The 26509-nt window shown below is 44.4% G+C and carries 26 protein-coding genes and 3 pseudogenes; 24 read left to right on the top strand and 5 right to left on the bottom strand.

The window, feature by feature from the left end; genetic code table 11:
- Positions 1 to 80: 80 nt before the first annotated feature.
- On the bottom strand, positions 81 to 851 hold the full coding sequence (locus MM817_RS03725; protein WP_241712081.1) for an IclR family transcriptional regulator: 771 nt from the start codon (positions 849 to 851) through the stop codon (positions 81 to 83).
- 148 nt (positions 852 to 999) lie between these two features.
- On the opposite strand from MM817_RS03725, the gene MM817_RS03720 reads away from it, so the two are divergent.
- A complete protein-coding gene (locus MM817_RS03720) occupies positions 1000 to 1944 on the top strand; it encodes an amidase domain-containing protein (RefSeq protein WP_241712080.1) in 945 nt (314 codons plus the stop codon).
- Between the two features lie 14 nt (positions 1945 to 1958).
- Complete coding sequence (gene trmL, locus MM817_RS03715; protein ID WP_241712277.1) at positions 1959 to 2429, top strand: tRNA (uridine(34)/cytosine(34)/5-carboxymethylaminomethyluridine(34)-2'-O)-methyltransferase TrmL; 471 nt, start codon at positions 1959 to 1961, stop codon at positions 2427 to 2429.
- A 35-nt stretch (positions 2430 to 2464) separates the two neighbouring features.
- Here trmL and MM817_RS03710 read toward each other — a convergent pair whose 3' ends face one another.
- Positions 2465 to 3055, bottom strand: coding sequence for a TetR/AcrR family transcriptional regulator (locus tag MM817_RS03710; protein ID WP_241712079.1), 591 nt, complete (start codon positions 3053 to 3055; stop codon positions 2465 to 2467).
- 205 nt (positions 3056 to 3260) lie between these two features.
- Between MM817_RS03710 and MM817_RS03705 the strand changes: the two genes are divergently transcribed.
- On the top strand, positions 3261 to 5159 hold the full coding sequence (locus MM817_RS03705) for a PrkA family serine protein kinase (RefSeq protein ID WP_241712078.1): 1899 nt from the start codon (positions 3261 to 3263) through the stop codon (positions 5157 to 5159).
- A 134-nt stretch (positions 5160 to 5293) separates the two neighbouring features.
- The gene (gene yhbH, locus MM817_RS03700) at positions 5294 to 6316 is read left to right on the top strand and encodes a sporulation protein YhbH (RefSeq protein ID WP_241712276.1); all 1023 of its coding nucleotides are present in this window, start codon (positions 5294 to 5296) and stop codon (positions 6314 to 6316) included.
- A gap of 21 nt (positions 6317 to 6337) precedes the next feature.
- Here the strand turns inward: yhbH and MM817_RS03695 are convergent, their stop codons facing one another.
- A complete protein-coding gene (locus MM817_RS03695; protein ID WP_241712077.1) occupies positions 6338 to 7882 on the bottom strand; it encodes a recombinase family protein in 1545 nt (514 codons plus the stop codon).
- Between the two features lie 105 nt (positions 7883 to 7987).
- On the opposite strand from MM817_RS03695, the gene MM817_RS03690 reads away from it, so the two are divergent.
- The 7 genes and pseudogenes from MM817_RS03690 to MM817_RS03665 form a co-directional block, all read left to right on the top strand.
- Complete coding sequence (locus MM817_RS03690; protein ID WP_241712076.1) at positions 7988 to 8188, top strand: hypothetical protein; 201 nt, start codon at positions 7988 to 7990, stop codon at positions 8186 to 8188.
- A gap of 61 nt (positions 8189 to 8249) precedes the next feature.
- Positions 8250 to 9431: an MFS transporter gene (locus tag MM817_RS03685; RefSeq protein WP_241712075.1), complete on the top strand. Its 1182-nt coding sequence runs from the start codon at positions 8250 to 8252 to the stop codon at positions 9429 to 9431.
- 144 nt (positions 9432 to 9575) lie between these two features.
- The gene (locus MM817_RS03680) at positions 9576 to 11474 is read left to right on the top strand and encodes a penicillin-binding transpeptidase domain-containing protein (protein ID WP_241712074.1); all 1899 of its coding nucleotides are present in this window, start codon (positions 9576 to 9578) and stop codon (positions 11472 to 11474) included.
- 13 nt (positions 11475 to 11487) lie between these two features.
- Positions 11488 to 12825, top strand: a complete 1338-nt coding sequence (locus MM817_RS03675; RefSeq protein WP_241712073.1) for a bifunctional folylpolyglutamate synthase/dihydrofolate synthase — start codon at positions 11488 to 11490, stop codon at positions 12823 to 12825.
- A 167-nt stretch (positions 12826 to 12992) separates the two neighbouring features.
- On the top strand, positions 12993 to 15128 hold the full coding sequence (locus MM817_RS03670; RefSeq protein ID WP_241712072.1) for a penicillin-binding transpeptidase domain-containing protein: 2136 nt from the start codon (positions 12993 to 12995) through the stop codon (positions 15126 to 15128).
- Positions 15129 to 15142: 14 nt separating this feature from the next.
- Positions 15143 to 15307: pseudogene (locus MM817_RS17390) on the top strand (sporulation protein YhbH); the annotation flags it as partial.
- Positions 15304 to 16122 (top strand): annotated as a pseudogene (locus MM817_RS03665) (SpoVR family protein); the annotation flags it as partial. The pseudogenes MM817_RS17390 and MM817_RS03665, both read left to right, overlap by 4 nt.
- 65 nt (positions 16123 to 16187) lie before the next feature.
- Here MM817_RS03665 and MM817_RS03660 read toward each other — a convergent pair.
- Positions 16188 to 16400: a hypothetical protein gene (locus tag MM817_RS03660; protein WP_241712071.1), complete on the bottom strand. Its 213-nt coding sequence runs from the start codon at positions 16398 to 16400 to the stop codon at positions 16188 to 16190.
- A 114-nt stretch (positions 16401 to 16514) separates the two neighbouring features.
- Between MM817_RS03660 and MM817_RS03655 the strand changes: the two genes are divergently transcribed.
- The 13 genes and pseudogenes from MM817_RS03655 to MM817_RS03600 all read left to right on the top strand — a co-directional run.
- Positions 16515 to 17972: a recombinase family protein gene (locus MM817_RS03655; protein WP_241712070.1), complete on the top strand. Its 1458-nt coding sequence runs from the start codon at positions 16515 to 16517 to the stop codon at positions 17970 to 17972.
- Between the two features lie 245 nt (positions 17973 to 18217).
- A complete protein-coding gene (locus MM817_RS03650; RefSeq protein ID WP_241712069.1) occupies positions 18218 to 18490 on the top strand; it encodes a carboxymuconolactone decarboxylase family protein in 273 nt (90 codons plus the stop codon).
- Between the two features lie 20 nt (positions 18491 to 18510).
- The gene (gene arsD, locus MM817_RS03645; RefSeq protein ID WP_241712068.1) at positions 18511 to 18810 is read left to right on the top strand and encodes an arsenite efflux transporter metallochaperone ArsD; all 300 of its coding nucleotides are present in this window, start codon (positions 18511 to 18513) and stop codon (positions 18808 to 18810) included.
- A gap of 4 nt (positions 18811 to 18814) precedes the next feature.
- On the top strand, positions 18815 to 19690 hold the full coding sequence (locus tag MM817_RS03640; RefSeq protein ID WP_241712067.1) for an ArsA family ATPase: 876 nt from the start codon (positions 18815 to 18817) through the stop codon (positions 19688 to 19690).
- Entirely contained in the window at positions 19674 to 20612 is a 939-nt protein-coding gene (locus tag MM817_RS03635) for an ArsA family ATPase (protein ID WP_241712066.1), read from the top strand. The genes MM817_RS03640 and MM817_RS03635 overlap by 17 nt, the downstream gene beginning before the upstream one ends.
- Positions 20609 to 20941, top strand: coding sequence for an ArsR/SmtB family transcription factor (locus MM817_RS03630; protein WP_241712065.1), 333 nt, complete (start codon positions 20609 to 20611; stop codon positions 20939 to 20941). Before MM817_RS03635 ends, MM817_RS03630 begins: the two co-directional genes overlap by 4 nt.
- A gap of 19 nt (positions 20942 to 20960) precedes the next feature.
- The gene (locus MM817_RS03625; RefSeq protein WP_241712064.1) at positions 20961 to 22253 is read left to right on the top strand and encodes an arsenic transporter; all 1293 of its coding nucleotides are present in this window, start codon (positions 20961 to 20963) and stop codon (positions 22251 to 22253) included.
- Positions 22254 to 22360: 107 nt separating this feature from the next.
- Positions 22361 to 22780: an arsenate reductase (thioredoxin) gene (arsC, locus tag MM817_RS03620; protein ID WP_241712063.1), complete on the top strand. Its 420-nt coding sequence runs from the start codon at positions 22361 to 22363 to the stop codon at positions 22778 to 22780.
- Between the two features lie 206 nt (positions 22781 to 22986).
- A complete protein-coding gene (locus MM817_RS03615) occupies positions 22987 to 23376 on the top strand; it encodes an ArsR/SmtB family transcription factor (protein WP_241712062.1) in 390 nt (129 codons plus the stop codon).
- A gap of 1 nt (position 23377) precedes the next feature.
- Entirely contained in the window at positions 23378 to 23488 is a 111-nt protein-coding gene (locus MM817_RS17385) for a TraR/DksA C4-type zinc finger protein (protein WP_419723358.1), read from the top strand.
- 9 nt (positions 23489 to 23497) lie between these two features.
- A complete protein-coding gene (locus MM817_RS03610; protein WP_241712061.1) occupies positions 23498 to 24244 on the top strand; it encodes a sulfite exporter TauE/SafE family protein in 747 nt (248 codons plus the stop codon).
- Positions 24245 to 24339: 95 nt separating this feature from the next.
- On the top strand, positions 24340 to 25560 hold the full coding sequence (locus MM817_RS03605) for an NAD(P)/FAD-dependent oxidoreductase (RefSeq protein WP_241712060.1): 1221 nt from the start codon (positions 24340 to 24342) through the stop codon (positions 25558 to 25560).
- 59 nt (positions 25561 to 25619) lie between these two features.
- Positions 25620 to 26258, top strand: a pseudogene (locus MM817_RS03600) (SpoVR family protein); the annotation flags it as partial.
- Positions 26259 to 26314: 56 nt separating this feature from the next.
- Here MM817_RS03600 and MM817_RS03595 read toward each other — a convergent pair.
- Positions 26315 to 26491 (bottom strand): DUF1540 domain-containing protein, encoded by a 177-nt coding sequence (locus tag MM817_RS03595; RefSeq protein ID WP_241712059.1) that lies wholly within the window; start codon positions 26489 to 26491, stop codon positions 26315 to 26317.
- Between the last annotated feature and the right edge of the window lie 18 nt (positions 26492 to 26509).

Here is a 26509-nt window from a genome sequence, read left to right as displayed (position 1 = left end):
AAAAAGCGCGATTCCTAGCGCCTATCTTCTCTGAGGTATTCTATTCTTGAACTGACATCTTTGTGTGTAAAGAACGCTCCTCACAGCCCAAGATAGCGTGAGATCGCTTCCGATGTATCCATACAAGACTTTGCAAAGTGAATGACTTCAGAAGGAGTATACCGATCCACAGGTCCAGAAACGGAGAGAGCCGCTATACACTTATGCTGTCGATCAAAAATCGGTGCAGCTACTGCTGCAGCTCCAACTTCACGCTCTTCAATACTTACTGCATACCCCACTTGACGAATGTGATCACACTGAAGTTTAAGCTCTGATATATCGAGTTCCTCTGGGAAGGCACCTAATGTTCGAAGCTCTTCTAGTACGTTGTCAGAAGAAAATGCAAGAAGGACTTTACCTGATGCGCCCACATAGAGCGGGAATCGTTTCCCTATATTAGCTACTCTTCGTACGGGATGAACGCCTTCAATCGCTTGAATGCGAATCCTTTCAATTCCTGAACGCACATACAGACTGATCGTTTCACCAATACTGTCGCGCAATGCTGTCATTTCTGGAAGTACACGAGAGACTAAATCATCCGATTGAAACATTTGGCTTGCTAATTCCAATACGCCCCATCCTAGTCGATAACGATCGCTCTGTTGATGGCGTTCTACGAACCCTTTTGCTTCAAGCGAGGCAAGAAGGCGATGTACCGTGCTTTTGTGAAGAGACACACGACTTGAGATTTCAGTCAGACCTAGATCTCGATCTGTGCCAAAGCATAATAGAATATCCAGCGCACGCTCGACTGCACGGACTGTATTGCGGTCAGTAGCTTGTTCCTTTGCAGGCAAATGGTCCATGTGTGTCACCTCTAGATAAGTCTATTTCATTTCGAGATACGCTATCTGCTTAGTTTATCATAGAAAATGGGCTTGCCAAACATCGCTAAGTGAACGTTTCTATGCATACTGTTTATCTATGAATACTCTAGATCATCGGGGGTGCAACGTGAAAGATCACATTGTGAACGCTACGAAGGAATGGTTTTGGCGCAGAAATGATAATTGGATAGCACGTGATTATGAATTATTGTATACAGTGCATGGCATTCAACCGGTTGTTGAAGAGATGGATCGACGATTTGAGTTGTTTTCTAAACGTAATGCAGTAGATAAAAAAACAATTACAGATGTCGATATTTTCGAAGTGCGAACCCTGGGTCAAAGTACACATGATTATGAGGTTTTAGCTCGTGAATCGATACGATTTATTTACGAGTTGCGTGGTACACTTGAATATGAACAGCGCGTCATAGATCATGTGCTAACTTGGCATGTATCGCCTGGTAAAGTGGAGTTGATCGCTCATCGCCATCGGGCAGAAGCAGTGACAGCTTTTGAATCTTTAGACGATGGGCATGACACTCTGAATTTTAGGGCATATAGAGATCATCGCCCACGAGTTCCTTATCAGCGCACGTTAGCTACTCGCTATGCAGAGTTATGGTGGGATCGAGTGAATCCTGATTATCTAGGATTCCATGAGGATTGTACCAATTTTGTTTCTCAAGTATTATATTCTGGGAATATCCCCATGCACGTCACAGAAAAAAGAGAGACAGGTTGGTGGTTTCGCGCAGAGCCAAAGCCGAATTGGAGTTATTCTTGGTCAGTGACACATGCGTTAGTGAATTATTTGCGTAAAACATCTCAGTACGTTCATGCATCTGAAGTACATGATCCAAAACAACTGCAACTTGGGGATATGATTAGTTACGATTGGCGTGGCTCTGGAACATACCATCATATGACTGTCGTTACGGGTTTCGATGGAAACGGTGATCCGCTAGTCAATGCTCATACGGTGAATAGCCGCATGCGTCACTATTCCTATGAAGACAGTCACGCTTGGACGGAACAAACGCGCTACTTGTTTTTGCATGTAGATGATTAAGGAACGATGGAGGAATAGACATGCATATCGTTTTATTTGAACCACAAATCCCACCCAACACAGGGAATATCGCACGAACATGTGCTGCAACAGGGACTGTATTGCATCTCGTACAGCCACTAGGATTTAAAATCGATGACAGTTCTTTGCGTAGGGCGGGACTAGATTATTGGCACCTAGTGGATACTCGGTTACATGATCATTTACAAGAGGTGATTGATGAGGCCAAACAAGCGGGTGCAAATATGTATTTTTTTACGAAATTCGCCACACATCACTATACGGATATAGCTTATCAAACCGATGATTATTTAGTATTTGGTAAAGAAACCACTGGATTACCTTCTTTTGTGCACGAATCCTATGCTTCGTCGTGTTTGCGGTTACCTATGGGACAAGCTATGAGATCCTTAAACCTGTCCAATACAGTGGCTATTGCTTTGTATGAAGCACTTCGTCAACTGAAATTTCCTGGTCTTACATAACGGAGATGGCTCTAAGCCATCCTCGTCATGTAGTGTTACTCGTCTATTGGTTCATGTCGTCCTGTTAGCCCATGGAATAACATTTGCTCAAAAGATGGTGCAAGCATTGGTAAGTTAAAGCTTGGATCTGCATATAGGTGGTTAAGTGCTGTAATGCTTAACCCACCAAAAATAGACCATGCCGCAGTTTGGCTATCGATTTCCGCAAATTCCCCAGTTTGAATCCCTGAAATGACGATTTCCTCAATGGCTCGCACATAATGGACAAGCATTCTACGAAATTGTAGTTGACGTTGCTCTTCTCCCCACGCTTCGCGAAGAATAATAATGCACAAATCTCTATAATCTTTAAAGAAAGTTAATTGTTCATGGATAATGGCGCGAATTTTATCGGTAGGAGTCATTTGATCCGATAATCTTTCGAGAACGTGTTCGCGGAGAAGGTTGGTTCCTTCCTCAACTAGGAAGACAAACAACTCTTCTTTACTTTTAAAATGGTAATAAATAGTTCCCTTTGCTACATTGGCCTTTGTGGCAATATCATCCATTGTAGCCTTTTCAAAGCCTCGTTCACAAAAAATATCTATGGCTGCCTCAAAAATCATTCTGGTTTTTGACGAATTCATCTGATTTGATACCTGCCTTTGTGTAACTCTTGCGCGGGTGTGAGACTGTCATAAACTTTAGAGCAACCACAGCTTGACTATCGCATAAGCATAGTAACACACTACAGCGCAAATTACCGCGCTTGTATGTTTGCCGCATGTAGACGATGAAACGTATAGAAAGTCGGCATCCATTGATCGGTGCCTAGAAGAGGGAGGAAAACGTGTGGATATTCTTAACCGGTTGGCTGCATATCGCGCGAGGGAAGAAGAGTTAACCTGGGAAGGTGACTTCCTAGCTTATATGGAACTTGTGAGAAAACAGCCGATTATCGCTGAATCAGCTCACTCGCGCGTCTATCGCATGATTGAATCAGCTGGTGTAACCGTCGATGATCACGGGCATAAGAACTATCTCTTTTTTTCCAATGAAATCTTTGGGCTTGATTTATCTCTAGAACGCTTAGTGGAAGAGTATTTTCATTCTGCGGCCAAGCGCCTGGATGTACGCAAGCGGATTTTGTTGCTCATGGGACCTGTTAGCGGGGGTAAATCGACACTTGTCACAGCATTGAAACGCGGCTTAGAGAGCTATTCACGGACTGATGAAGGTGCACTGTATGGAATTAAGGGATGCCCGATGCATGAGGAGCCCTTACACCTCATTCCTCTAGAGTTGCGCTCTGATTTTGAAACTGAGTTTGGAGTGCGTATAGAAGGAAATCTGTGTCCAAGTTGCCGTATGAAACTAGACTCTCAATATGGCGGGCGAATTGAGGATGTGATTGTTGAGCGCATCTTGTTGTCTGAAGATGAGCGGATTGGCATTGGTACGTTTAGCCCATCTGATCCAAAGTCTCAAGATATTGCAGATCTAACAGGAAGTATTGATTTTTCTACGATCTCTGAATACGGGTCAGAGAGTGATCCGCGAGCCTATCGCTTTGATGGAGAGTTAAATAAAGCCAATAGAGGTCTGATGGAATTTCAGGAAATGTTGAAATGTGACGAAAAATTTTTGTGGCATCTGTTGTCATTAACGCAAGAGGGTAACTTTAAGGCAGGAAGGTTTGCCTTAATTTCAGCAGATGAAATGGTTATTGCTCATACCAATGAGACGGAGTATCGCGCATTTGTCGGCAATAAGCGGAACGAGGCACTCCAATCCAGGATGATTGTCATGCCCATTCCGTATAATCTTCGAATTACGGATGAGGTCAAGATTTACGAAAAGTTAGTTCAGCAAAGCGACTTGAGAGATGTGCATATCGCCCCACACGCATTGATGACCGCATCCATTTTTTCAGTGCTGACACGACTTAAGGAGTCTAAAAAGCAAGGGATGGATTTACTCAAAAAATTGTATCTATATGATGGTCGCAATGTGGAAGGTTTCAAGGATAAAGATGTGGATGAATTACGCACAGAATCCCCTGATGAAGGGATGTCAGGGATCGATCCTCGCTATGTCATTAACCGGATTTCTAGTGCGTTGATCAGGCAAAATACAAGTTGCATTAACGCATTACATGTATTGCGTGCAATGAAAGAGGGGCTTGATCAACACGCATCGATTAGTAAGGAGGATCGAGAAAAATTACTGAATTTTATAGCGATTGCACGAAAAGAATACGATGAAATGGCTAAAAAGGAAGTACAAAAAGCTTTTGTATATTCGTACGAAGAATCAGCGAAGACATTACTTGATAATTATTTAGATAATGTCGAAGCGTATTGTAATTGGCAACGAATGAAAGATCCGATTACGGGTGAAGAAATGGATCCAGATGAAAAATTAATGCGTTCCATTGAGGAACAAATTGGGATATCTGAAAATGCAAAACGAGCATTTCGTGAGGAGATACTCATCCGGATCTCTACCTATGCAAGGCGGGGCAAGCGTTTTGATTATCATTCACACGAGCGTTTACGTGAGGCCATTGAGAAAAAGCTATTTGATGATCTAAAAGATGTTGTAAAAATTACTACATCGACGAAAACTCCTGATTCTAATCAGTTGAAGAAAATCAATGAAGTAAGCAAACGATTAATGGAGGAACATGGATATTGCGCTTCGTGTGCAAATGAATTACTGCAATACACTGGAAGTCTGCTCAACCGCTAGTCATGATGAAGGGCAATACAGAGTAGCGAAATGAAAGTATGTCATGTCATATGAGTTTGTAGGGGGTGCGTCGAATGACTCACGCCCTGCTCGTATCTCCAATACCTGCGCAAAAATCTGAAGAGGTGAGAGACATGGGGTTATTTACACTAAGTCAGGACGACTGGTCCCTTCACCGTAAGGGGCAGCAGGATCAGGCGCGACATAAGCAAAAAGTAAGAGAAGCCATCCGCAATAATTTATCCGATATCGTCAGTGAGGAAAGTATTATCATGACGGATGGTAAGCAAATTGTGAAAGTGCCTATTCGCTCCCTCGATGAGTATCGCTTTCGATTTAATTACAATAAAAGTCAACAGACAGGACAAGGCGATGGTGATGCAGCTGTTGGGGATGTGGTAGCACGAGATCCGCAACCAGGTGCACAAAAAGGGCCTGGTCAAGGTGATGGAGCCGGTGATCAGCCAGGTGTGGATTATTATGAGGCTGAAGTATCTGTGGATGAAATTCAAGACGTTTTATTTGCTGAATTGGAATTGCCCTATCTTGTGCAAAAGGCTCAAGATCAAATGGTCGTTGAGGATGTTGAATTTCGCGACGTGCGTAAAAAAGGACTGCAAAGTAACATCGATAAGAAACGAACCATATTAGAGACATTGAAACGCAATGCACGTGTAGGAAATCCCGGATTGCATCCCATCACTCCTGAAGATTTGCGTTATAAAACATGGGATGATGTACAGATTCCACGATCGCAAGCGATCGTCATCGCGATGATGGACACATCCGGTTCCATGGGTACGTTTGAGAAATATATCGCGCGCACATTTTACTTTTGGATGGTGAGGTTTTTGCGCACGAAATACGAGCATGTAGGCATCGAATTTATCGCTCATCATACAGAGGCGAAACTGGTGACCGAACACGAGTTTTTTACTAAAGGGGAAAGCGGTGGAACGATCTGCTCCTCAGCCTATCAGTTAGCACTGAATCTGATTGCCGATCGCTACTCACCGCAGCTATACAATATTTATCCGGTTCATTTTTCGGATGGAGACAATTTATCATCTGACAATGAACGCTGTGTAAAACTTGTTACGGAATTGATGGACGTGTGTAATGTGTTTGGGTACGGTGAAATCAATCAATACAAGTAAACAGGTACACCACATGGATCGTTACCATCTTGAAAAGATGTCTAGGTGAAAGTGATCAGGTTCTTTCCACGTTTTTTCTCGTGTATAGGTGATGCGTGTAATAAAAAGTTTGAGGAGTTTGTTTTTGAATTCGCAAGAAGGTGTCATTTGGTACAGTGTCCATGGGTTTAAGTCTTGTAGATTGTGGGTAAGTGGTAGCGTATCTGCGTGTACGACCTGTTCGCGCTCGTCCGTGGCAATGACTAGATCATGTTCTAGAAGTAACAACCGCTGTTGTAATAACGTTTGTCTAGACTCAAAAGTAGAAGAATCATATACTCCTTGTTCCAGAAGATCGTGAAGGTGTACTAACTGTTTTTGAGTTTGTGTGATCATAGCACGAAGTTGATGAATGTGATGATCAAACCACGTAAACTCCGGTTGCTTTGAGTGGCTCGTTGTTAGTAGGATGTCTGGCGCTAATTGCATTCCAGAAAGCATCTCTTGTACCGTTTGTAAGACGCGTTGTTCTACCCATTCGAAATGGGTGCCGCGAGTCTTGCACCCTGGAGTTGCACAAAGCAGACGATTGTGCGGACGGTTGTATGTTTTTTTTCTCATCATGGTACGACCACACAGTGCGCAAATGACCAGTCCTGCTAATGGGTTTGTTAGCGTCTTACTAAGGGGGACGCTAGGCTGCTTGCTGCGCTTTTCTAAGTATCGACTATACATTTGCGAATCGACTAGCGGCTCATGTGCGTGATAGGTCATGACTCTAGTTTGCTCATCTGCAAGTGTGCGCACATAACCAGTATTCCTTTTCGTGTTTTTCTGGTGACGATAGTGTCCCCAACGAATATGTCCTTGATAGACCGGATTATTTAAGATGGAATAAATGGTGGAACGATCCCAATGATCATGGCCATTGGGGGATTTGATGCCCAGTTTCGTTAAATGGTTGCTGATATATTGGGCGCCGTGCCCATCTACTGCAAGTGAATAGATCATCTGCACAATTGGCGCAGTAACTGGATCTGGTACAAGATGTAGAGTAGCGTCACGCAGATAACCATAGGGTGGTTTGCGACTCACGCTCTTTCCTTCAAGGGCACTTTGACGTCTTCCACGCTGCATTCTGCGCGTAATCATTTTTAGCTCACGACGAGCCATAAATGCTTCAAATTCACTCCACTCTTCATCCATCTCATTTTGCAAATCGTAGACTTTACGCGGCGTGATGATGAGTGTTTGTGTGCGTTTAAAGAGATCTTGAATCATGCCTTGATCCATCATATTTCCACGTCCTAAGCGGTCAATATCCATGCATAGGACGGCTTGATAACGATTCTGCTCGACTTCATGGAGTAGTAGTTGCATTTCTGGACGGTCAATGATGCGTTCACCTGAGACAATTTCCTCGAAAGTGTCTACAATTGGATAGTTATACTTTGCTGCAAGAGTATACAATGCCCGTCTGTGTTTCGATAGAGTTTCACCCTCTCCGCGTTTCTCAGCCTCCAGATCGGCACGTGATTTACGCAAATAAAGGGCTACAGCATGCAGATTGATTGGATAGTTTGCCACCTGCATCACTCCTTCTTGACACTGTACGCGATCCATTGAAGGATTATTTCTCTATTCAACAAGAGGAACTTGTCTCATACACTACAATAGTAGGGGGTATCTAGAATGGAGATGCCAAAACGGCAGCATTGTATTGGAAATACTGTGATAACAGTGCATGGGTCGCTAGTTGCACATACGTTTGATGAGCAATTGGCATGGACGGCGCACGAAGCACAGAGTGGCGCACTGTGGATCGAAGAATTTGTGGACCTTGCAAAGTGCATTCTTTTAGAAGGGAGTGTTGAAGATAGGTCAGAAGACTAGTATTTTTCAGTGTTTTCATGGTATTGTCATCAAATAAAAGAGTGTAAGGGGGTACGGACAAGTGGCAACGTTGAACGATGAACGGGGATCTTCTCCTGTTATATTTGTGGTTGCGTACGTGTTATTTGCTTTTACTATAGGATCTGCTTGGTTTATTATGGCTCCGATTGTTCCAGAACTGATCGGGCATCTGCACTCTTCCTTGAGCTCTGTGCTCATGTTTTTATCACTCTATGGGTTCGCTATGATTGTATTTAGTATGCCAGCTGCTTGGTGGGCGCGCAAAGACGGAATTGCACCTGTGTTGCGTGCGGCTATTGTTCTTTCATTTGTCGGGTTAGGTGGACGTATCTTTGCTCCATCGTATAGTTGGTACCTCGTCGCGCAAGCGATCGCAGCGATTGCTTATCCACTACTCATTTCTCCAGTAGGTGCTGTGGTGCGGCAAGCTCATATGACGCACGTTAAGACAGTCACAGGACTTACGATTGGCATGCTGTTTTTTGGGATGGCAGCTGGTGCCTATATGGGTCCTACCTTGCATGCCCTTTTTGGATATACAGGAGTTCTCGTCGTCGTATGGCTTGTCAATGCTATTGTTGGACTTTTCTTATTTGTGTCCCTCAATCATTTGCCAAGGTTTGAAGAGCCTGCGTCGGAACCGATGCGAATCGTATTTGGTTCGCCGCGGTGGTGGTGGGTGGGACTCGCCATTGCTGCGACAAGTGTTATGTTTGGTGGCATTGCCGTGAGTGCGCTACTGCATCTGCACGTAGCCAATGCACCACGACTAGGCGCTACATTGACTGCATTAACGTTCCTAGGGTCGGGGATTGGGGCCATTCTCTTCCCTCTGCTAGCTGACTTTATGGGACGTTCTGGTGTTTGGCAAGTAGTACTTATTGCTTTGACGACATTGCTGACTTTGCTCGTAGTTCTTGAATTTACAGGAGTATGGGTCGTCTCGGTAGCTGCTATACAACTTATTTTTCTCTTGCTCGGAGTATTTGGGAATGGATGCTACGCACTATCGCTCAGTGCGACTGCCGAAGCGGCACGAGAGACACGCGGTGCTGGTGTGCAAACGGCAGGGTTTAGCATGGCTTCTAATGTGGGAGTTGCGATTTTACCGCCTGTACTTGGTCCGCTCGTGATTGTAATGCCCGCTATATTTGGTATCGTTACGGTGGCTATTTTGGGAATTGCTGTGGCAAATGTCATCGTCAATGTGCGCCATAGCTAATGGTTGACATGCTGCACAACATGTTGTCACATACTTGCTACATCTTTCAAAGGTAAACTATAGGATAGTTCCATGACAGTCTCGTAGAGTTACGGTAGAATGTATGGATCAGGCTATATAAGTGTTGCCAAGGGGGATAATCGAGTGAGTGTAAGGCGCGAAGAACGTCCGGTGAAACGCCGTATGCCAAGGCGAATTCAAGGTATGTTTCTCGCAACCGTGTTGGCAAGTGGTGCGCTATTGGTTCGTTTAGGTTATATGCAGATCACAGAAAACCAACTATTTCAATCACAGGTCTCTACGCAAAACTACGATACCATTCCAATTCCTGGACCGCGTGGTTGGATCTATGATAGCGAAGGTAATGTACTAGCTGCTGATAAAGCAGATTTCAATATCGTATTTATCCGTTATCCAAATGATCTGGCGTCTGCATCATTGATTGCAAAACGATTGTCACCTGTATTAAAAACGCCTGCAAACACGTTGCTATATGATATGACGACTTCCAAACCTGGATTTGCAACAGTGACGCTTGTCCAAAATGCATCGCCGGTAGAGCTAGCCTATGTGGCAGAGCATCGCAATTCATTGCCTGGCGTGACCATGATTACAACTCCTGTACGCGTGTATCCAAAAGGCTATGAAGCGGCACATGAGATCGGGTATATTGGCCCAATCCCACAACAAGATGCTGCACAGTATGCAAGCGAAGGATATGATCCTAATTCTTTGGTGGGCTTATCTGGTTTAGAAGAGCAGTATCAGAGCGTACTGCGTGGAAAAGCTGGTGCTGAAAAGATCCCCGTGGATCCAGCTGGTGTGCCATTAGCTGGAGGTACAATTCATTTACCAGCGCATGCAGGGGATAATATTGTACTAAATCTCGATGGGCCACTTGAAAAAGTAGCTGAGAAGGCTTTGATCGATCGAATTAATTATCTGCATACATTGGGTGAACCTAATGTATACTCCGGTACGATTGTGGTATTAAATGTGCATACTGGTGCTGTACTTGCTATGGCCAGTTACCCGACATATAAACCAGAGTGGTGGATGGGCGGGATATCTCCACAGCATTATCAGGAATATCTACAAAATGATGCAGGGTTAAATACTGCAGTGTCTGGACTTTATATGCCAGGTTCTTGTGAAAAACCGCTAACAGCATTTGCAGCCCTGATGAATCATGAGATCTCACCTACCTTAAAGGTAGATGACACGGGTGGTTTGCAAATCGGGACATACTATATGAAGAACTGGAACCAGGCTGGTTTTGGTGTTATTGGATTGCGTGAAGCGCTAGAAGTGTCAGATGACACGTATTTTTATCAAGTAGGGCTTGACATGGGCCATTTTAATGTCAATAATCCACCACAAAATATGGAGTCTTGGTTGACAGGACCGCGGGTTGCTGCACTGAAGCAAATCTCTTCGATGGGCAAGCAGTTTGGACTAACAAGCCCAACTGGTATTGATCTTCCAGATGAGGCGACTGGCTACGTTACCATTGCGAATCCACCTACGTTATACGATCTTCCAGCTGCTGCTATCGGTCAGGAAGAAGCGTATTCTACGATCGGACTAGCCACGTATGTTGCAGCGATTGCAAACGGTGGGTACCGGTATCAACCAGAGATGGTGCACGAGATCACCTCGTCCACAGGACATGTGGTCAAAGTGTATCAACCACATTTGATTGATAAAGTGGATGTGGATCAAAAGTATATCAATCTCATTAAACAGGGAATGGAACTTGCAACACATGGCTCACTTGGGACAGCCACATACTTTTTTGGCAACGATCCAATTAATGTGGCAGCAAAAACTGGGACTGCTGAGAGCGGGATTCCCGGGCGTAATAACTCTGTATTTATTGGTTTTGCACCGTATAATAATCCAGAGATTGCAGTTGCAGCTGTTATTCCAAACGTGACTGGTGAAGGTTTTAGAGCAGCAACTCCAATGGCGAAAACAGTCATCGATGCTTATTTTGCACAGCAGGCACAACTTGCAGCAAAGGCAAAATCCACACATTCATAAGGGGTTACACATCGTGTTCACGCGGTTTTACGATGCCGTATCGTATGTTTTTTCAAGTTATTCTCGGTCTAAACCATATCGTGTTGATGGTTTAGACCGAGACACACGCAATCCACAGCATACGAGACTATTGTTAGATGCGGTGGGTAGTCCTGATCGAGTACAACGCAATATTAAAGTGACCGGCAGTAAAGGGAAAGGCTCAACTTCTCGCATGATTGCGCAGTTGCTCGAGGAGCAAGGCTATCGTGTTGGACTTTTTACAAGCCCCCATTTAATCGATTTCACTGAGCGTATTCGCATCGATCGTAAAGCAATCCCAGAAGCAGACTTTATGCGCTTACTATCAGATATAGAGGAACCGATAGAACGCATGCTACAGCACATGCAACCGCATGAGTACTTTGGTCCTGTGGGTCTCACTGCTGTTGTTGCGATGCTCTATTTTGCAGAGTGTCACACTGATGTCAATGTGATCGAACTGGGGCGTGGTGCACGCTATGATGATGTCAATATGGTGCAGGGAGAATTTGCAGTAGTTACTCCCATTATGTATGAACATCCAGAACAATTAGGTCCGTTATTAGATGACATCGCACATAATAAGGCAGGCATTATAACGCCCGAATTATCTGGTGTGGTGATTGGTCGACAGGTGAATATTGCCGATTCCATTTTGCGTACTGAAAGTTCCCGTAACGGAGTGCCATTGCAAGCTCTGGGATCAGATATGGATGTCGTCCATGTTCAGACAACAGGATATGCTACCATCTTTGATGTACATACCAAGCATGAAGAATATAAAGATGTGCAAGTGCCGTTATTAGGAAGGCATCAGGCAGATAATGCAGCTGTTGCGATTACTGTGGTCGAGTGGTTTGTGGGTGGTGCACTCGATGTGCAAAATGTAAAAAATGCCTTGATGCAAGTGGCTATTCCCGGCAGATGTCAAATGTTAGATAGCACTCCTAAAGTGCTGATTGATGGTGCGATTAATCGAGAAAGTGCCGAGTATGTACGTGAGGTACTTCATACACTCCGCTACTCGCGCTTGCATCTGATCGTTGCAGTTCCGCAAGATAAGGATTACCAGGGGGTACTGCACGTTCTTGCGCCACTATGTCAGGAGTTATGGATCACTACCGTCCATAATCCGCATCTAGCTTTTCCAAAAGATGCGCGAGAGATAGGTTCTTTATTTGTAACGACACATGAGGTGCAGCATGTGAAAGAGGCCATTGAACAAGCTTCCAAAACAGTTGGCTCAGATGGTCTTGTTGCCATTGTGGGAACGCAATCACTGGTTGGGGAAGCACTCATGTATTTTGGAGTGAACACACGAGATTTGTAGTAATGTGTAATATAAGTGACTATGTTACTGCATATACAAATTTATCATTCCGCTAAAGTTCATTTATGATAAAGTACTTTATGGACAATATGAGTTTATGTGTCCTATAGTTGACGTATGCTGGGCTTTTTATGCGCCCAAATACAAGTTGACAGGGAAGATGTGCAGTGCAGAAGTTCCGCGTACGAAGTTTACAAGTTGGTTTTGTAGTCGCTGTTGTGATCGTTCTTGCAAGAATTGGGTATGTGCAAACGGCGGATACGTTTCTTTATCAACGTGCAAAAGCAGAGTGGGATGCAGATGATGTCATTCAACCCGTTCGAGGAACGATTTATGATTCAACAGGAGGTATTTTAGCGTATAGTGCAGCAGCATATACGATTGATATTGACCTTCACGCCATTCGCAAAAAGGACAAACTAGATGCGGTGGCCAATGGCTTAGCAAGCATCGTCCATGTAAGTCCAACTACGATGTTGTCTGCGATTAACCGACCCGGCGTTACTTGGTTACAATTGTATCCCTATCTGATTCATGTGTCGCTCTTTACGAAAGATAAGGTCGAAAAGCTATTTGATCAATTGGATCTTAGCAATGATTTGACCGTCTATAAAGCGTATCTTCGGCAATATCCCAATCAAACACTGGCCTCGCATGTGATTGGATTTCTCAATGAACATGGCACAGGTGCCGCTGGGATTGAACTCTCCTACAATAAGTATCTGGCTGGCAAACCTGGATATAGCGAGTTTACTCAAGATACTTTTGGGAATCCCATTCCGTTTTACCCCACGACTACAAAACCAGTGCAAAATGGGGACAATGTATATTTGACGTTGAATCCAGTCATTGAACGCTATGCTGAAAAGGCACTCGCGACGATTGAAAAGCGATTTACTCCACAGCACGCAACGATTATTGTATCCAATCCTAATACCGGAGCCATTCTTGCCATGGCTGATTTACCTACATTTAATCCAAATGAATACTGGGAGTATCCTGCGTCAACGCTCTATACGAACTGGGCTATTAGCGATCCATTTGAACCTGGATCAACGTTTAAGCCGGAGGTTTTCGTTGGAGCGTTAGCGACGCACAGCATACGCATGAATCAAACGTATATGTCTGGGGTGGATTACGTAAATGGTGTACCTATCCATGACTGGAATATATATGGATGGGGTCGTCTTACTTATGAGCAAGCATTGATCTACTCAAGTAACGTAGGTCTTATTCATATTGGACAAGCAGAAGGTGTAAAAAACTTCTATGATTATTGGCGGTTATTTGGCTTCAATCATCGGACAGGCATAGATCTTCCAGGGGAAGGTCACTCCATTATTTTTCCTGAGAAAAATTTAAATCCGGTTGACTTTGCGACAATGACGTTTGGTCAAGGACTTGCAGTGACACCGATTCAACAAGTGGCGGCCATTGGAGCTATTGCAAATGGCGGGGATTTATTGACACCCTATCTTGTACAAAAGATTGTCGCGCCAGATGGTAAAGTTATTTTTACACATCACGTTCATGTCGTACGAGATGTGGCGCCACGTTCGATTATGACCAAAGTTACGAATGCAATGATTAAGGTAGTAGACGATGATCCGCAAGGAAATGTTGGAGAGATTCCCGGATATAATATTGCCGGGAAGACAGGAACTGCCCAGATTCCTAAACCAGGTGGGGGATACTATGCAAACCTATATAATTTATCATTTTTAGGGTTTGTGCCAGCGCATCATCCACAATTTGAAATATACGTGTCTGTCAATGAACCGCTACATACAGCACAGTGGGGTGACTGGGTCGCGACGCCAGCGGCTAAGTACGTCATATCGCGAACACTCAAGTATCTAGCTATTCCTCCGCATTTGACCACTGCACAGAAGAAGCAGCAACAGACACAGACATCACAGCATGCGATACAGTACGTGTCTGTTCCAAATGTGGTGGGTTTACTTTCAAGTCAATCATTGCACAAGTTAAGCGATCTAGGATTACAAGGCACGGTGATTGGCGGTACTGGTATGATCGTAGATCAGTGGCCGCGTGCAGGAATGCGAGTGACAGATGGATCGACAGTTGAGATTGAAGTAAAGCGAGCAGATATGTCGACGATTATTGTGCCAAATTTTAAAGGAATGTTGATGACAGAAGCAATGCGCGTGTGTTCATCACTTGGTTTGCATCTGGTACCTTCTGGGTTTGGCTTTGCGACAAGTCAAAGTATCCCTGCGAGCCGCTCAGTTCCGATTGGGTCGACAATTAAGGTGGACTTTTCAACTACAGCGAATGGATAAGTGGATAGGGTGTGCAACTCTATCAATACAATCGTAGCTCCACGTTGATGACTGCGTATCGGCATTTTCATACCCCGCGTTTTCGCAACGCCCTGATCCATGAGAAGAGTGAGGTCTATAAGGCATTGCGGACATTCTTTAGCGCCGAAGTTGGTCGTGAAGGCGGTGAATCTGCGTGACTGAAGATGAAGTAAAAGAATTAGAACGTTCGATCGAGCAAATGACCGCGATGGCGAAAGAATTTGGATTAGATTTCTACGATATGCGTTTTGAAATTGTCCCAGCAGATGTGTTATACACATTTGGTGCCTATCAGGGGATGCCGACCCGTTTTTCACACTGGACGTTTGGAAAGGCCTATCATAGGATGAAAATGGATTATGACTTGGGTCTGAGTCGCATCTATGAACTTGTCATTAACTCAGATCCTTGTTATGCTTTTTTGCTCGACAACAATACACTTGTACAAAATAAATTAGTCAGTGCGCATGTGCTTGCGCACTGTGATTTTTTCAAAAACAATGCGATGTTTTCAAACACAGCCCGCAATGTGGTGAACTCGATGGCAGCTAGTGCGGAAAGATTTCGCGAGTATGAGATGGAGCACGGAAAAGAAGCTGTAGAACAAGTACTAGATGCCGCACTGGCCATTCAAGAGCATGTGGATGCCTCACGCACAGCGCTTCGTCGGCAACGTCTGCGGGATCAAAAAATAGAAGCATCAGAGAAAACGCCAAAGACATCCCCTTTCGAGGATATGTTCGCATTAGATGAGCGCCTTCGAGTGCTTTCGGGTGAACCTGTTGTTGTACCTAGTCAATCCTCTAAATTGACGGAGATGGAATTAAATAAAGATCTAGTTTTATTCCTCATTAACCACAGTAAGGTACTGGATGACTGGCAACGCGACATCCTGACTGTCATTCGCGAGGAAATGCTATACTTTTGGCCACAAGTTGAAACTAAGATCATGAACGAAGGCTGGCCCTCGTATCGCAAAGATGCTTAAGACCAGGTATATCGCGTAAAAAGTGTTGAGAGCGCTAAAAAGACCATGCCTTAATAAAAAGAGATACGTGCGGATTCTGCTGTGTGCTGATCTGTTTGTTTGGCAATCAGTGAGCGCACAGCGAGTGCTCGTATGGATTGACTAAAGGCGAATAAATGACTTTGTAGTGACTGATGAAGTTTTGTGTCCTCGATACATTCCAGTGAAGTAAATGAAGTTTCCTCCGAATCCCACACGACTGTATAGCGAATCGTTACACTCACTCGTGATCCCCTCCCATAGATCCTATGAACGTTTTTATCCTGGCTTTCGTAAATCCCAGAAAAACTAAAACATATACATGAGAGAGGAGTGTAGTTGATCGGGAGGGGCATCCGTTGGCAGAGCAAGAGAGCGCACACAAACGGGTTGCGATTTATTGTCGCGTTTCGACAGATGAACAAGCAAAAGAAGGGGTTTCTCTGGACGAGCAGCGGACGCGGTTAACTGCCTACTGCGTGGCGATGGGATGGACAGTAGAGATTGTCGAGTATATCGATGATGGTTATTCAGCGAAAAATATGCAACGTCCAGCTTTAGCACGATTACTTTGCGATGTTAAGAACGGCATGATTTCAAAATTAATGGTAACTAAGTTAGATCGATTGAGTAGGCGTTTGCTTGATTTGCTTACCTTGATTGAGCTGTTTCACCATCATCACATCGCCTTTGTTTCTACAAGCGAAGCATTTGATACAGATACTCCGTCTGGTCGATTGACATTACAAGTACTAGGTGCTGTCGCAGAATTCGAGCGAGAGCGCATACGGGAGCGCGTAGTTGAAAATATGTTGCACGCTTCAAAGTCAGGGAAGTGGTTGACACAGCATCCATACGGCTACCGTTTAGAGCAAAAACAATTAGTCGTGTATGAACCAGAAGCGCTCATTGTGCGAAGGATTTTTGCGTTATTTGTAGATCAGGGGTTGGGTTATTTTGCGATTGCAAAATGGTTAAATGATCAAAACATCCCTTCTCGTCAGAATAAAGAATGGTCACTGCGTGCAGTCAAGTTGTTGTTGACTAATCCTGCCTATTGCGGGACGCTCGTATGGAATAGGGTAGATTCAAGCACGAAAAAAAGAAGAGTGCGAGACGAGGAAGAGTGGATTGTCATTCCACACTCGCACCCAGCCATTATCGATCAAGATGTATGGGATCAAGTGCAACAGCGGGTAAATAAAGTACGGACGACTGCGCCTCGAGCAAAGACTAGTCCGCATTTGTTAGGTGGATTGCTTCGATGTGGGCAATGTGGAGCAACGATGTCCATAGGGTGGTCTGGATGGCCCAAACGCCATCGTGTATACCGGTGTTCGGGTTATACGAACAAGGGGACTTGTCAGAGTAAGCCCTATCGAGCGGATGACGTGGAGGCGTGGTTTATGCAGGGGCTCATACAATTATTTGAGGCGATTGACAACACAGCGCTTCAGGTTGAATTGCACCTTGCGATGACTGCAAAACAGGACAATGAAAGGCGGATGGAAGCTGCGAAAAGGCGGTATCATCGGCAGGTTGAAGCGTATACAGCAGGACTCATTGAGCTCGGTGACTTGGCAAAAGAAAAAGAGGCACTAGAGCAAGCAATGATTGTGAGCGATAAAGTTCCAGAGCAGCCGTTGCAAGATCTTCAGTATGCAGCGATCGAACGTGAAGCAATGACATCTGCGCAAGATGTAGCCAGTGCAGTCGAAGGTCTTCCGATTGCCGATGCAAAAGCAAAATTGCAAACGTTGATTGACCGTGTCGTCATACTGGCGTATGAAAACATTGAAATCCGTCTGCGGTTGTAGAGACGATTTGCCGCGGTCTTTAATTGATCATAAGAGTAGACCGATGATTATAGGTAGCAGCCAAACAAATGGCGGAATTTGTTGTTCTTCACTTGTTGTTCATAGTGTAGAAAGAATGCAAAAAACGAGGATGGAAATATCATAACGTGAAAAAATAGAGAAGTGAAAATGGTGATTGACAGCCTGGGGGCTGCGCATTATTATATAAGTATGTAATTATATAATAATATGAAGGAGAGAGTTCGATGAATGAACATACGAAAGTGTTACTACAAGTGGCGGCAGCATTTGCCTTGGGATGTGAATCTTGCCTAGAAAAACAAATCGCCGCGGCGAAACAGGTAGGCATTTCAGAGCATGAATTGCAAGAAGTATTGACAACAGTGCGCGGAGTTAAACTTACAGCGACGTTGACATTCGATGAGCTTGCAACGAAGATGGTTCGCCAGCAAGTAGAGGAATTAGAGGTCATCGAAGTACAAGGATCTTCTTGCGGTTGTGGATCAGGCAATTGCTAATGTTGGGAAGGGTGATAAGGATGAACATTGAATTGTACGATCCAGAAATGTGTTGCCAAACAGGTGTTTGTGGTGCATCTCCTGATCCGGAGTTAATTCGTGTGGGTGAGATGGTAGAGTGGTTAAAGCAACATGGACACGAGGTAGTAAGGTATATGCTCAGCCGAAATCCCGAGCAATTTACACAACAGGAACAGGTCTACAAACGGGTGCTACAAGAAGGTATGGCATGTTTGCCGATCGTGACTGTAGATGGAGAACTGTATAGTAGTGGTAGGTATCCCACGCTTGATGAGATCATAGCCGTTAAGGAGTCCTGAGGTCATGACAAAGTTTATCTTATTTTCGGGCAAAGGCGGTGTTGGGAAAACGTCCCTTTCATGTGCCACAGCGCTGATGCTCGCTTCGGATGGTGCGCGAACTTTGCTTGTGACAACCGATCCGGCTTCCAATCTTGGGGATGTTTTTGAACAATCCATAGGGGCAGAAGCGCAACCAGTGGCTGGGGTAAACCATCTATTTTTACAAGAGATTAACCCTGAAGATGCGTTGCGCGCTTATAAGGACCGTGCATTAGCACCACTTGCAGGACGCTTTCCGGAAGCAGTGCTGCGTTCTATGGAAGAAAAAATGAGTGGCCCATGCACAGAGGAGATTGCAACGTTTGATCAATTTATTGCGCGGATGAATGAACCTGATTATGACTATGTCGTGTTTGATACGGCACCTACAGGTCATACGCTTCGCCTATTAGAATTGCCTGGGAGTTGGAGTATTCATATTGAGGAGAGTGCAAAGGGGAGCGGTCAGACCTGCATTGGAAGTGCCGATTCATTGATGGCCTCGAAAGCGCAATATGATCACGCTGTACAGACTTTGCAAGATCCAGATAGCACTACGTTTGTCTTTGTAACACAGGCTGCTAAACTGTCTGTCGAGGAAATGCTGCGTTCCTCGGAGGAGATACATCGGCTTGGTATCGTCAATCAACAAGTGATTATTAACGGCGTGATTCCAGAAGATGAACGTTCACATCCGTATTCAGGGCGCAGATACGAAAAACAAATTCCATATCTAGTGGACGTCAGGAAGCGCTTTGAAGGACCCATTGGGCAGATGCCGCTTTATGCAGATGAGGTAAAAGGATTAACGATGTTACACCAAGTTTCGGAGGATCTACACCATGCTATTATCTTATGACAAACTTCCGGTAGCATTGATTGCACCTCAAAAGGGAAGACAGCGAAGGATATTTTTTGCCGGGAAAGGTGGCGTCGGGAAAACTACGGTAGCGTCAACTACCGCGATGTTTTTGGCCGAACAGGGATATCATACGCTTCTTGTGACGACCGATCCTGCTGCACACACAGGGCAGTTATTTGGAATGCCCGTCACGTCAACGCCTACGCGTTTTTCAGAATCGACGTTGTGGCTGGCTCGCATTGATCCAAAAGCTGCTTTTGACACTTATAAACAGCAAGTGTTGCATTCGGTGAAAGAGCAGTTTGGCGATGAGCAAACGGTGTTGCGTGTGGGGGAGGAGTTGAACTCCCCCTGTACGGAAGAAGTAGCGGTTTTTCAAGAGTTTTTAGACTACCTGTTACAGAAGGAATTTGACGTGACTGTGTTTGATACGGCACCGACTGGTCATACCATTCGACTGTTACAGTTGTCGTTTGACTATGAAGCCGATTTGGAGCGCAAAGAAGCGTTTACGGCAGAAACAGCCGCACTTGATGAAGCACAGTTAGCGCGCATGCGAGCGGCGATTGCTACTCTGCAAAACCCTGAAGAGACAGGGATTATGTTTGTCACATTGGCGGAAACAACGCCGATTGCAGAAATGGAGCGAGCCATTGCAGATCTGAATCGCACGGATGTGCCCACACAGGCGATCATTGTCAATCAGGTGCTTCCACCTGAAGCGCAAAGTAGTCGACTATTTGGGAAAAGACTTTTACAGCAACAGAAACAGATCACACAACTTCGCTTGCGTCATCAGGGAGTTGCACTGGCTATTGCCCCGTTACAGGATGAAGAAGTGATAGGACCCCAGTTGTTACGGGAGTTTGGCATGAACATGATTGGCGATGAGAAGATAGAGGGGTATGTGCAGAGATGACTGACCCTTTTGAAGAGATGGCAGATGTGTATAAAGCGTTAGCTGATAAGACTCGGTTGCACATATTGGCTCTCTTAGCTAAAGAAGAGCTATGTGTATGTGAACTCGTTGCAGTGTTTGATATGTCGCAACCAAGTATTTCACAACATCTTCGCAAGTTGCGCCAAGCAGGACTTGTCACAGAAAGAAAAACGGCACAGTGGGTATTTTATGCACTTGACGAATCGACATTTCCTATGATGAAGGAACTCATTGGCGAGTTACCAGATGTGTCAGAGGAAATCGCCAGGTTACAAACACAGGGACTGCGTGTACAGTGTCACCTGTAAATGAGTGAGGAGACATGAGATGGCAGAACTTGCAATTGGGATTTTCTTAGTCACGTTAGTTTTTGTTATATGGCAGCCTAAAGGGTTATCGATTGGGTGGAGTGCACTTGGCGGAGCAGTCCTTGCACTCCTGTTTCATGTAGTCACCTTTAGCGATGTGTGGACCGTTACGACCATTGTATGGGATGCTACGCTTACCTTTGTAGCTATCATCATTACGTCAACCATTCTTGATAAGATCGGTTTTTTCGAGTGGGCGGCGCTAAAAATGGCGCACGCTGCAAAAGGTGATGGACACAAAGTGTTTCTTTATGTCATTGTACTTGGAGCCATGGTGTCGGCCTTTTTTGCCAATGATGGTGCGGCGCTTATTCTCACGCCAATTGTGCTTGAGAAAGTAAAGCTTCTCAAGTTTGATGCGAAAAAAATGTTGCCATTTATTATGGCGAGTGGTTTTATTGCAGACACCACGTCACTTCCACTCATTGTTAGTAATTTGGTCAATATTGTGTCTGCTGATTATTTCCACATTGGATTTATTGGGTATGCGGTACATATGATTGTACCTGATTTATTTTCACTCATTGCGAGTATCGCTGTGCTTTACCTCTATTTTCGACGCGATATACCTAGGCGGTATGATCCAAAGGATGTACCTGACGCCTCATCTGCCATTATCCATAAAGGATTATTTCGCTTTTCTTGGATTGTCCTTGCTGTGTTACTAGTTGGCTATATTTTTACAGAGATTTTGCACATTCCAGTATCCTTTGTGGCAGGAACGATCGCGATTGTATTTCTCATAGCTGGTAAAAAAACGGATGTGATTAAACCGTGGAATATCATTCGAGAAGCGCCATGGGCCATTGTAGTCTTCTCCATTGGTATGTATGTTGTCGTATACGGGTTGCGTAACGCAGGATTAACTGTTCTGTTAGGACATGTCATACAAGGTGCGTCACATGGCGGGATCTTCGCGGGGACAGTGGCGACTGGATTGATTGCGGCGGGTCTCTCTAGTGTGATGAACAATATGCCGACTGTGATGATTGATGCGTTGGCCATTCATTCTACGTCTGCTACAGGTGTGCTTCATCAAGCGCTTGTATATGCCAATATCATCGGGTGCGACTTAGGACCCAAAATTACACCGATTGGATCGTTAGCGACACTGTTATGGTTGCATGTGTTGCGTAAAAAAGGCATTACGATCACGTGGGGCAGGTATTTTAAAACGGGTATTCTCTTGACGATACCGACATTGTTCATCACATTATCTGGATTATATCTTTGGATGACGATCATCGGATAACAAGTGCTTAGCTTAGAGTGTCCAGTACTGTGCGATGTGATGAAGTTGTTGATGGTTTGCCTCTTCGTAGATCCATAATCTGTAGCTGATAAAAGGAGATAAAGAATATGAGTATGCCTATCATTTACTTTTTATGCACAGGGAACTCCTGTCGCAGCCAAATCGCCGAGGGATTAGCAAAGAATATCGCACAAGGAAAAGCGGAGATTTTTAGTGCAGGAATCGAAGCACACGGATTGAATCCGCTGGCAGTGGCTACCATGAATGAAATAGGCATCGATATCTCACACTATACATCAAAATTAATTGATGATGAACTGCTCAATCGCGCTGATGTTGTGATCACACTATGTGGTGATGCCAATGATCGGTGCCCCATGACTCCCCCACATGTGAGACGGCTACACTGGGGTTTTGAAGATCCAGCACGCGCCACTGGTTCGCAAGAGGAGATTGCTGCTAAGTTTCGCGAAGTGCGCGATGCTATCGCAAAGCAACTTCAGGAATTTCTGATTGAATTTATATAAAAGAGCATGTGTTGAATAGATAAAGGCGCTAGCAGAATGCTGCTTAGCGCCTTTACTAGGACCAACGTGATGTAGATCTGCGTCTGTTGTGTGAAAAGTGATAGATAACAAGAGGCTATCGACAAGCTTTAGCCATGGTTTCTTCACTGTAATAACACTATAAAACTAGAAATATAGTTGTATAGTAATGAAGTAGGGAGCGATGAATGATGACATCCAAAGAGAACGATATATCCCAAAGCTTTTGCCCTGTACTGGGAGAAGAGATGTCTCTGCTTGTGCAAGAAGCACAGGAAACGTATCTGTCTTCACACGATACTTCAGACCTTCATCGCTTGGCGCTTATGTATAAGGCACTCGGTGATGAGACGCGCTTGAAGATTATCGCACTTCTGCTGATTCGCGATCTGTGTCTTTGCGAATTGGTTGACGGGTTAGATGTACCGACTTCAACCATGAATCATCATTTACAGGTGCTTGTCAAAGGAGGCGTCATACAAGGTCGGCGTGAGGGTAAGTTTACTATCTATCAATGTCAGCGCGATATCCTAAGTTATCTTCCATTTTCAGGACAGATTCAGAAGATAGACAAATGATGTGCAATGCTCCGATTGTGGAGAAATGGTTGTTAAGGGATACGAGAAAGAACTTGACGGCCAGTTGTATTGCGACACATGCTTTCGTGCTCACGTCAACCGCAGAGGATAGTGATTGTAGATGCTGGTTTATGCCACTTCTCTCATTTTTATCGTGTCAGCACTTTTTGCCATGCTTGGGATGGGCGGGGGGATGCTTCATGTCCCCATCCTGTTGTGGTTTGGCTACCCTCTAAAGACAGTGGCGCAACCGATAGGGATCTTGTTAAATGGGCTGACAACACTCGTTGCACTGATCACGTATGCGCGCAATAAGCTGGTGGATTGGCGTGGGAGTTGGCCCATGTCATTAGCGGCACTGATTCTTGCACCACTTGGTAGCATAGTAGCGCATAGGGTAGATGATCAGTTGTTAATTTTTTTACTTGTCCTCATGATATTTTTTGCAAGCATTCGCACATTGATCAGTGCCAAAAAGATAGAGCCTAAGGCGTATACTCTGACAACCAAGCATCGTTTAATCGGTATCTTTGTTGCTGGGATTGCTGCTTTTGTGGGCGCTATGTTAGGACTTGGTGGAGGAACATTCATTAGTCCATTATTGATGTGGCTGGGATATCCTACAAAGCGTGCAGTCGGCACATCTGCATTCATTGTGACGCTGTCCAGTGCATCAGGTTTTGTAGCAAGAATCGGACATGTAGATACATCGTGGGTTACTATATGCGTTCTATCGGTAGCAGTCATTGTTGCAGCTTTTATCGGAAGTACGCTCATGGCTAAAAAGGCAAAACCACAGTGGGTCAAATACGCTTACAGCGTGTTACTCATAGGAGTTGGCATAAAACTTCTTCTTCCAATAATGTAGTTTATTAGAACAAGCTTTATCGCATCGCATCATGCCAACTTGAAGATACTTTCTTTAGATAAGAAAGTTCATGATATAGAAAGGAATGTTACCCTATGCATCAAATTGTAATTTTGGGTTCCGGGTTTGGCGGCATGACCGTTTTTCATCATTTGGCCACATGGGCATCGTCTCATGATGTTCACATTACGGTCATTGATGAAAGAGAAACCTTTTTACTTAAGCCATCATTACCAGAGGTTGCGCTCGGTGAAAAATCGGTGCGAGATGTAGTTTTTCCCTTGCGAAAAGTGATTGAATCCTACGGGAAGTTTATTCGAGGTCGCGTACATCGGATTGATGCAAAAGCGCAACGGGTGTACCTTGAGGATGCAGCAGTGGTTGCCTATGATACGCTGATTATCGCTTTAGGAGGTAAGAAAGATTTTTCAAGCATTGAAGGTTTCACAGAATACGGATACTCCATGTGCACCGATATCTTGGCTCCGCAATTATATACTGCCATTGAAAACTTTAAAGGCGGAGATGTTGTTCTGGGTTCTGCTCCGATGGTGCAAGGAACGCGCACACCGGATGTCCCCTTCTTAGAAGCTGCGTGTGAGGGTCCACTTGGGGAAATTGCGTTTATGATCGACGTAGAACTTCGTAAACGTGGGCTTCGCGAGCAGTCGACGATTACTTGCTTTAGTCCAGCCGAAATCTTTTTTGACGATGTTGGAGACAAAGTTCATGAGGCATTTGGGGCACTTGCCAAGAAGCATGAAGTGGGTGTCGTAACTAAAAAAACGATTGATCATTTAGAAGTTGACAAAGTAATGTTTACAGACGGTAGTTCATTGCCATCTGCTTTGACGGTATTAATTCCATCTTATCGCGGAGCTGATGTGATTGTAGAAAGTGAATTGGGTGATGAAGTTGGCTTTGTCCCCACGGATGAAAACTTTCGCCATCTAGACTACCCGAATATCTTTGCTATCGGGGATGGAGCTGCACGTACAGTTCCAAAACTTGGACATTTAGCTGTAGCGCAAGGTGATACAGTTGCAAGTATCATTCGCGCAGAAATAACAGGTAGTGGTAAGATTACGTCGTATGAACCAGAAATTTTTTGTATTATGAACATGGGTAAACGTAAGGCGATGTTGATCCGGTCGAATACTTTATATGGAGGAACAATGGATATTGCATATTACGGGGCTATATCCAGTTATATGAAAACTGCGTTTGATGATTTCTTACTTCGTTTTAAAGGCAAGATGCCGCCAGAGATTATGCAAAAATGGCTCAATCTCTATCTTGGTCGGTTGCAGGAATAGAAAACAACTACAGATCTACGGCGCTCATGCATCAGGGGATTCTGTAAGCATATTTGCATAACGAAGGCTGGGCGACGTACTGGCACTTGCGCATTATGCGAGAAATAGAATTAACTGATGCAGAGGGGCTTGATTTTGCACATACGCATTCTGGCGTGGTTCTGCCATCTAGAACGAGTGTCAATCCCTATCTGCTTGGAGTAAAAATATGGGAAGATATTGAAAAACGATATGATTCCCCAACAGAAGAAGAACAAAAACGATTTGGCAGAAAAAAAGGTCAAGGTCGAGCAAAAATGTTTGAGGTTCGGGAAACTGAAAATGACGCTTCGTTTATACGCAATTACTTGACACGAGAATTAGTCGAAGAACTTGATCTGTATCTTTACCAGAAGGTAGGCAGCGAATGGAGAGTCGTTGAAAAGGATTGGGAAAAAATACGGGATAAACTCAGTGCTTCTCGTGTCAATGGTGGGTATCCAGTAATTTTAGTGAAAAATGGAGACTATCAGTTGTCAGGAGAATTGTATTTGCATCATGCGTATGAGGGAATGGAACTTGATGTGAAATATACAGAGAAAACATTGCCCTATATTTATCGATTATGGGGCAGACCCATTCATTTAGAGACAGTTGTTGAAGGAAGAGCTGTACTCTTTACGTATGACGGCAAAAAAATGTCGCGCAAGTTTTTATGAGGTTCGGTTTATAAACTATACGCCGGAGGGGTAAATACCCTTCCGGCGTATAGTGGTTACGTATGGGTATTATGGTGATCAGGATTCCGATAGGAGAAAGTATCGCACAATGTTCCACGACTTGTCCCTACTACATCGTTTCCTTGAATTTTAATGAGAATCGATGCAGCTGTACAATGTAGGGATTGGTTATATACGCATTGATCCACGGTACACTTTACTCCACTCAGCATAGCTGAACCACCTCCCGT

Source organism: Sulfoacidibacillus ferrooxidans (assembly GCF_022606465.1).
GTDB lineage: Bacteria > Bacillota > Bacilli > Alicyclobacillales > SLC66 > Sulfoacidibacillus > Sulfoacidibacillus ferrooxidans.
Note: the sequence above shows the minus strand (reverse complement) of the source record. Positions and strands in the feature narration are given on the sequence as shown.

What these genes read in the sequence shown, in the direction of transcription:
- MM817_RS03725 (WP_241712081.1), bottom strand. Translation starts at nt 851, where the DNA reads ATGGACCATTTGCCTGCAAAGGAACAAGCTACTGACCGCAATACAGTC.
- MM817_RS03710 (WP_241712079.1), bottom strand. Translation starts at nt 3,055, where the DNA reads ATGAATTCGTCAAAAACCAGAATGATTTTTGAGGCAGCCATAGATATT.
- yhbH (WP_241712276.1), top strand. Translation starts at nt 5,294, where the DNA reads ATGGGGTTATTTACACTAAGTCAGGACGACTGGTCCCTTCACCGTAAG.
- MM817_RS03690 (WP_241712076.1), top strand. Translation starts at nt 7,988, where the DNA reads ATGGAGATGCCAAAACGGCAGCATTGTATTGGAAATACTGTGATAACA.
- MM817_RS03650 (WP_241712069.1), top strand. Translation starts at nt 18,218, where the DNA reads ATGAATGAACATACGAAAGTGTTACTACAAGTGGCGGCAGCATTTGCC.
- arsD (WP_241712068.1), top strand. Translation starts at nt 18,511, where the DNA reads ATGAACATTGAATTGTACGATCCAGAAATGTGTTGCCAAACAGGTGTT.
- MM817_RS03640 (WP_241712067.1), top strand. Translation starts at nt 18,815, where the DNA reads ATGACAAAGTTTATCTTATTTTCGGGCAAAGGCGGTGTTGGGAAAACG.
- MM817_RS03635 (WP_241712066.1), top strand. Translation starts at nt 19,674, where the DNA reads ATGCTATTATCTTATGACAAACTTCCGGTAGCATTGATTGCACCTCAA.
- MM817_RS03630 (WP_241712065.1), top strand. Translation starts at nt 20,609, where the DNA reads ATGACTGACCCTTTTGAAGAGATGGCAGATGTGTATAAAGCGTTAGCT.
- MM817_RS03625 (WP_241712064.1), top strand. Translation starts at nt 20,961, where the DNA reads ATGGCAGAACTTGCAATTGGGATTTTCTTAGTCACGTTAGTTTTTGTT.
- arsC (WP_241712063.1), top strand. Translation starts at nt 22,361, where the DNA reads ATGAGTATGCCTATCATTTACTTTTTATGCACAGGGAACTCCTGTCGC.
- MM817_RS03615 (WP_241712062.1), top strand. Translation starts at nt 22,987, where the DNA reads ATGATGACATCCAAAGAGAACGATATATCCCAAAGCTTTTGCCCTGTA.
- MM817_RS03610 (WP_241712061.1), top strand. Translation starts at nt 23,498, where the DNA reads ATGCTGGTTTATGCCACTTCTCTCATTTTTATCGTGTCAGCACTTTTT.
- MM817_RS03605 (WP_241712060.1), top strand. Translation starts at nt 24,340, where the DNA reads ATGCATCAAATTGTAATTTTGGGTTCCGGGTTTGGCGGCATGACCGTT.
- MM817_RS03595 (WP_241712059.1), bottom strand. Translation starts at nt 26,491, where the DNA reads ATGCTGAGTGGAGTAAAGTGTACCGTGGATCAATGCGTATATAACCAA.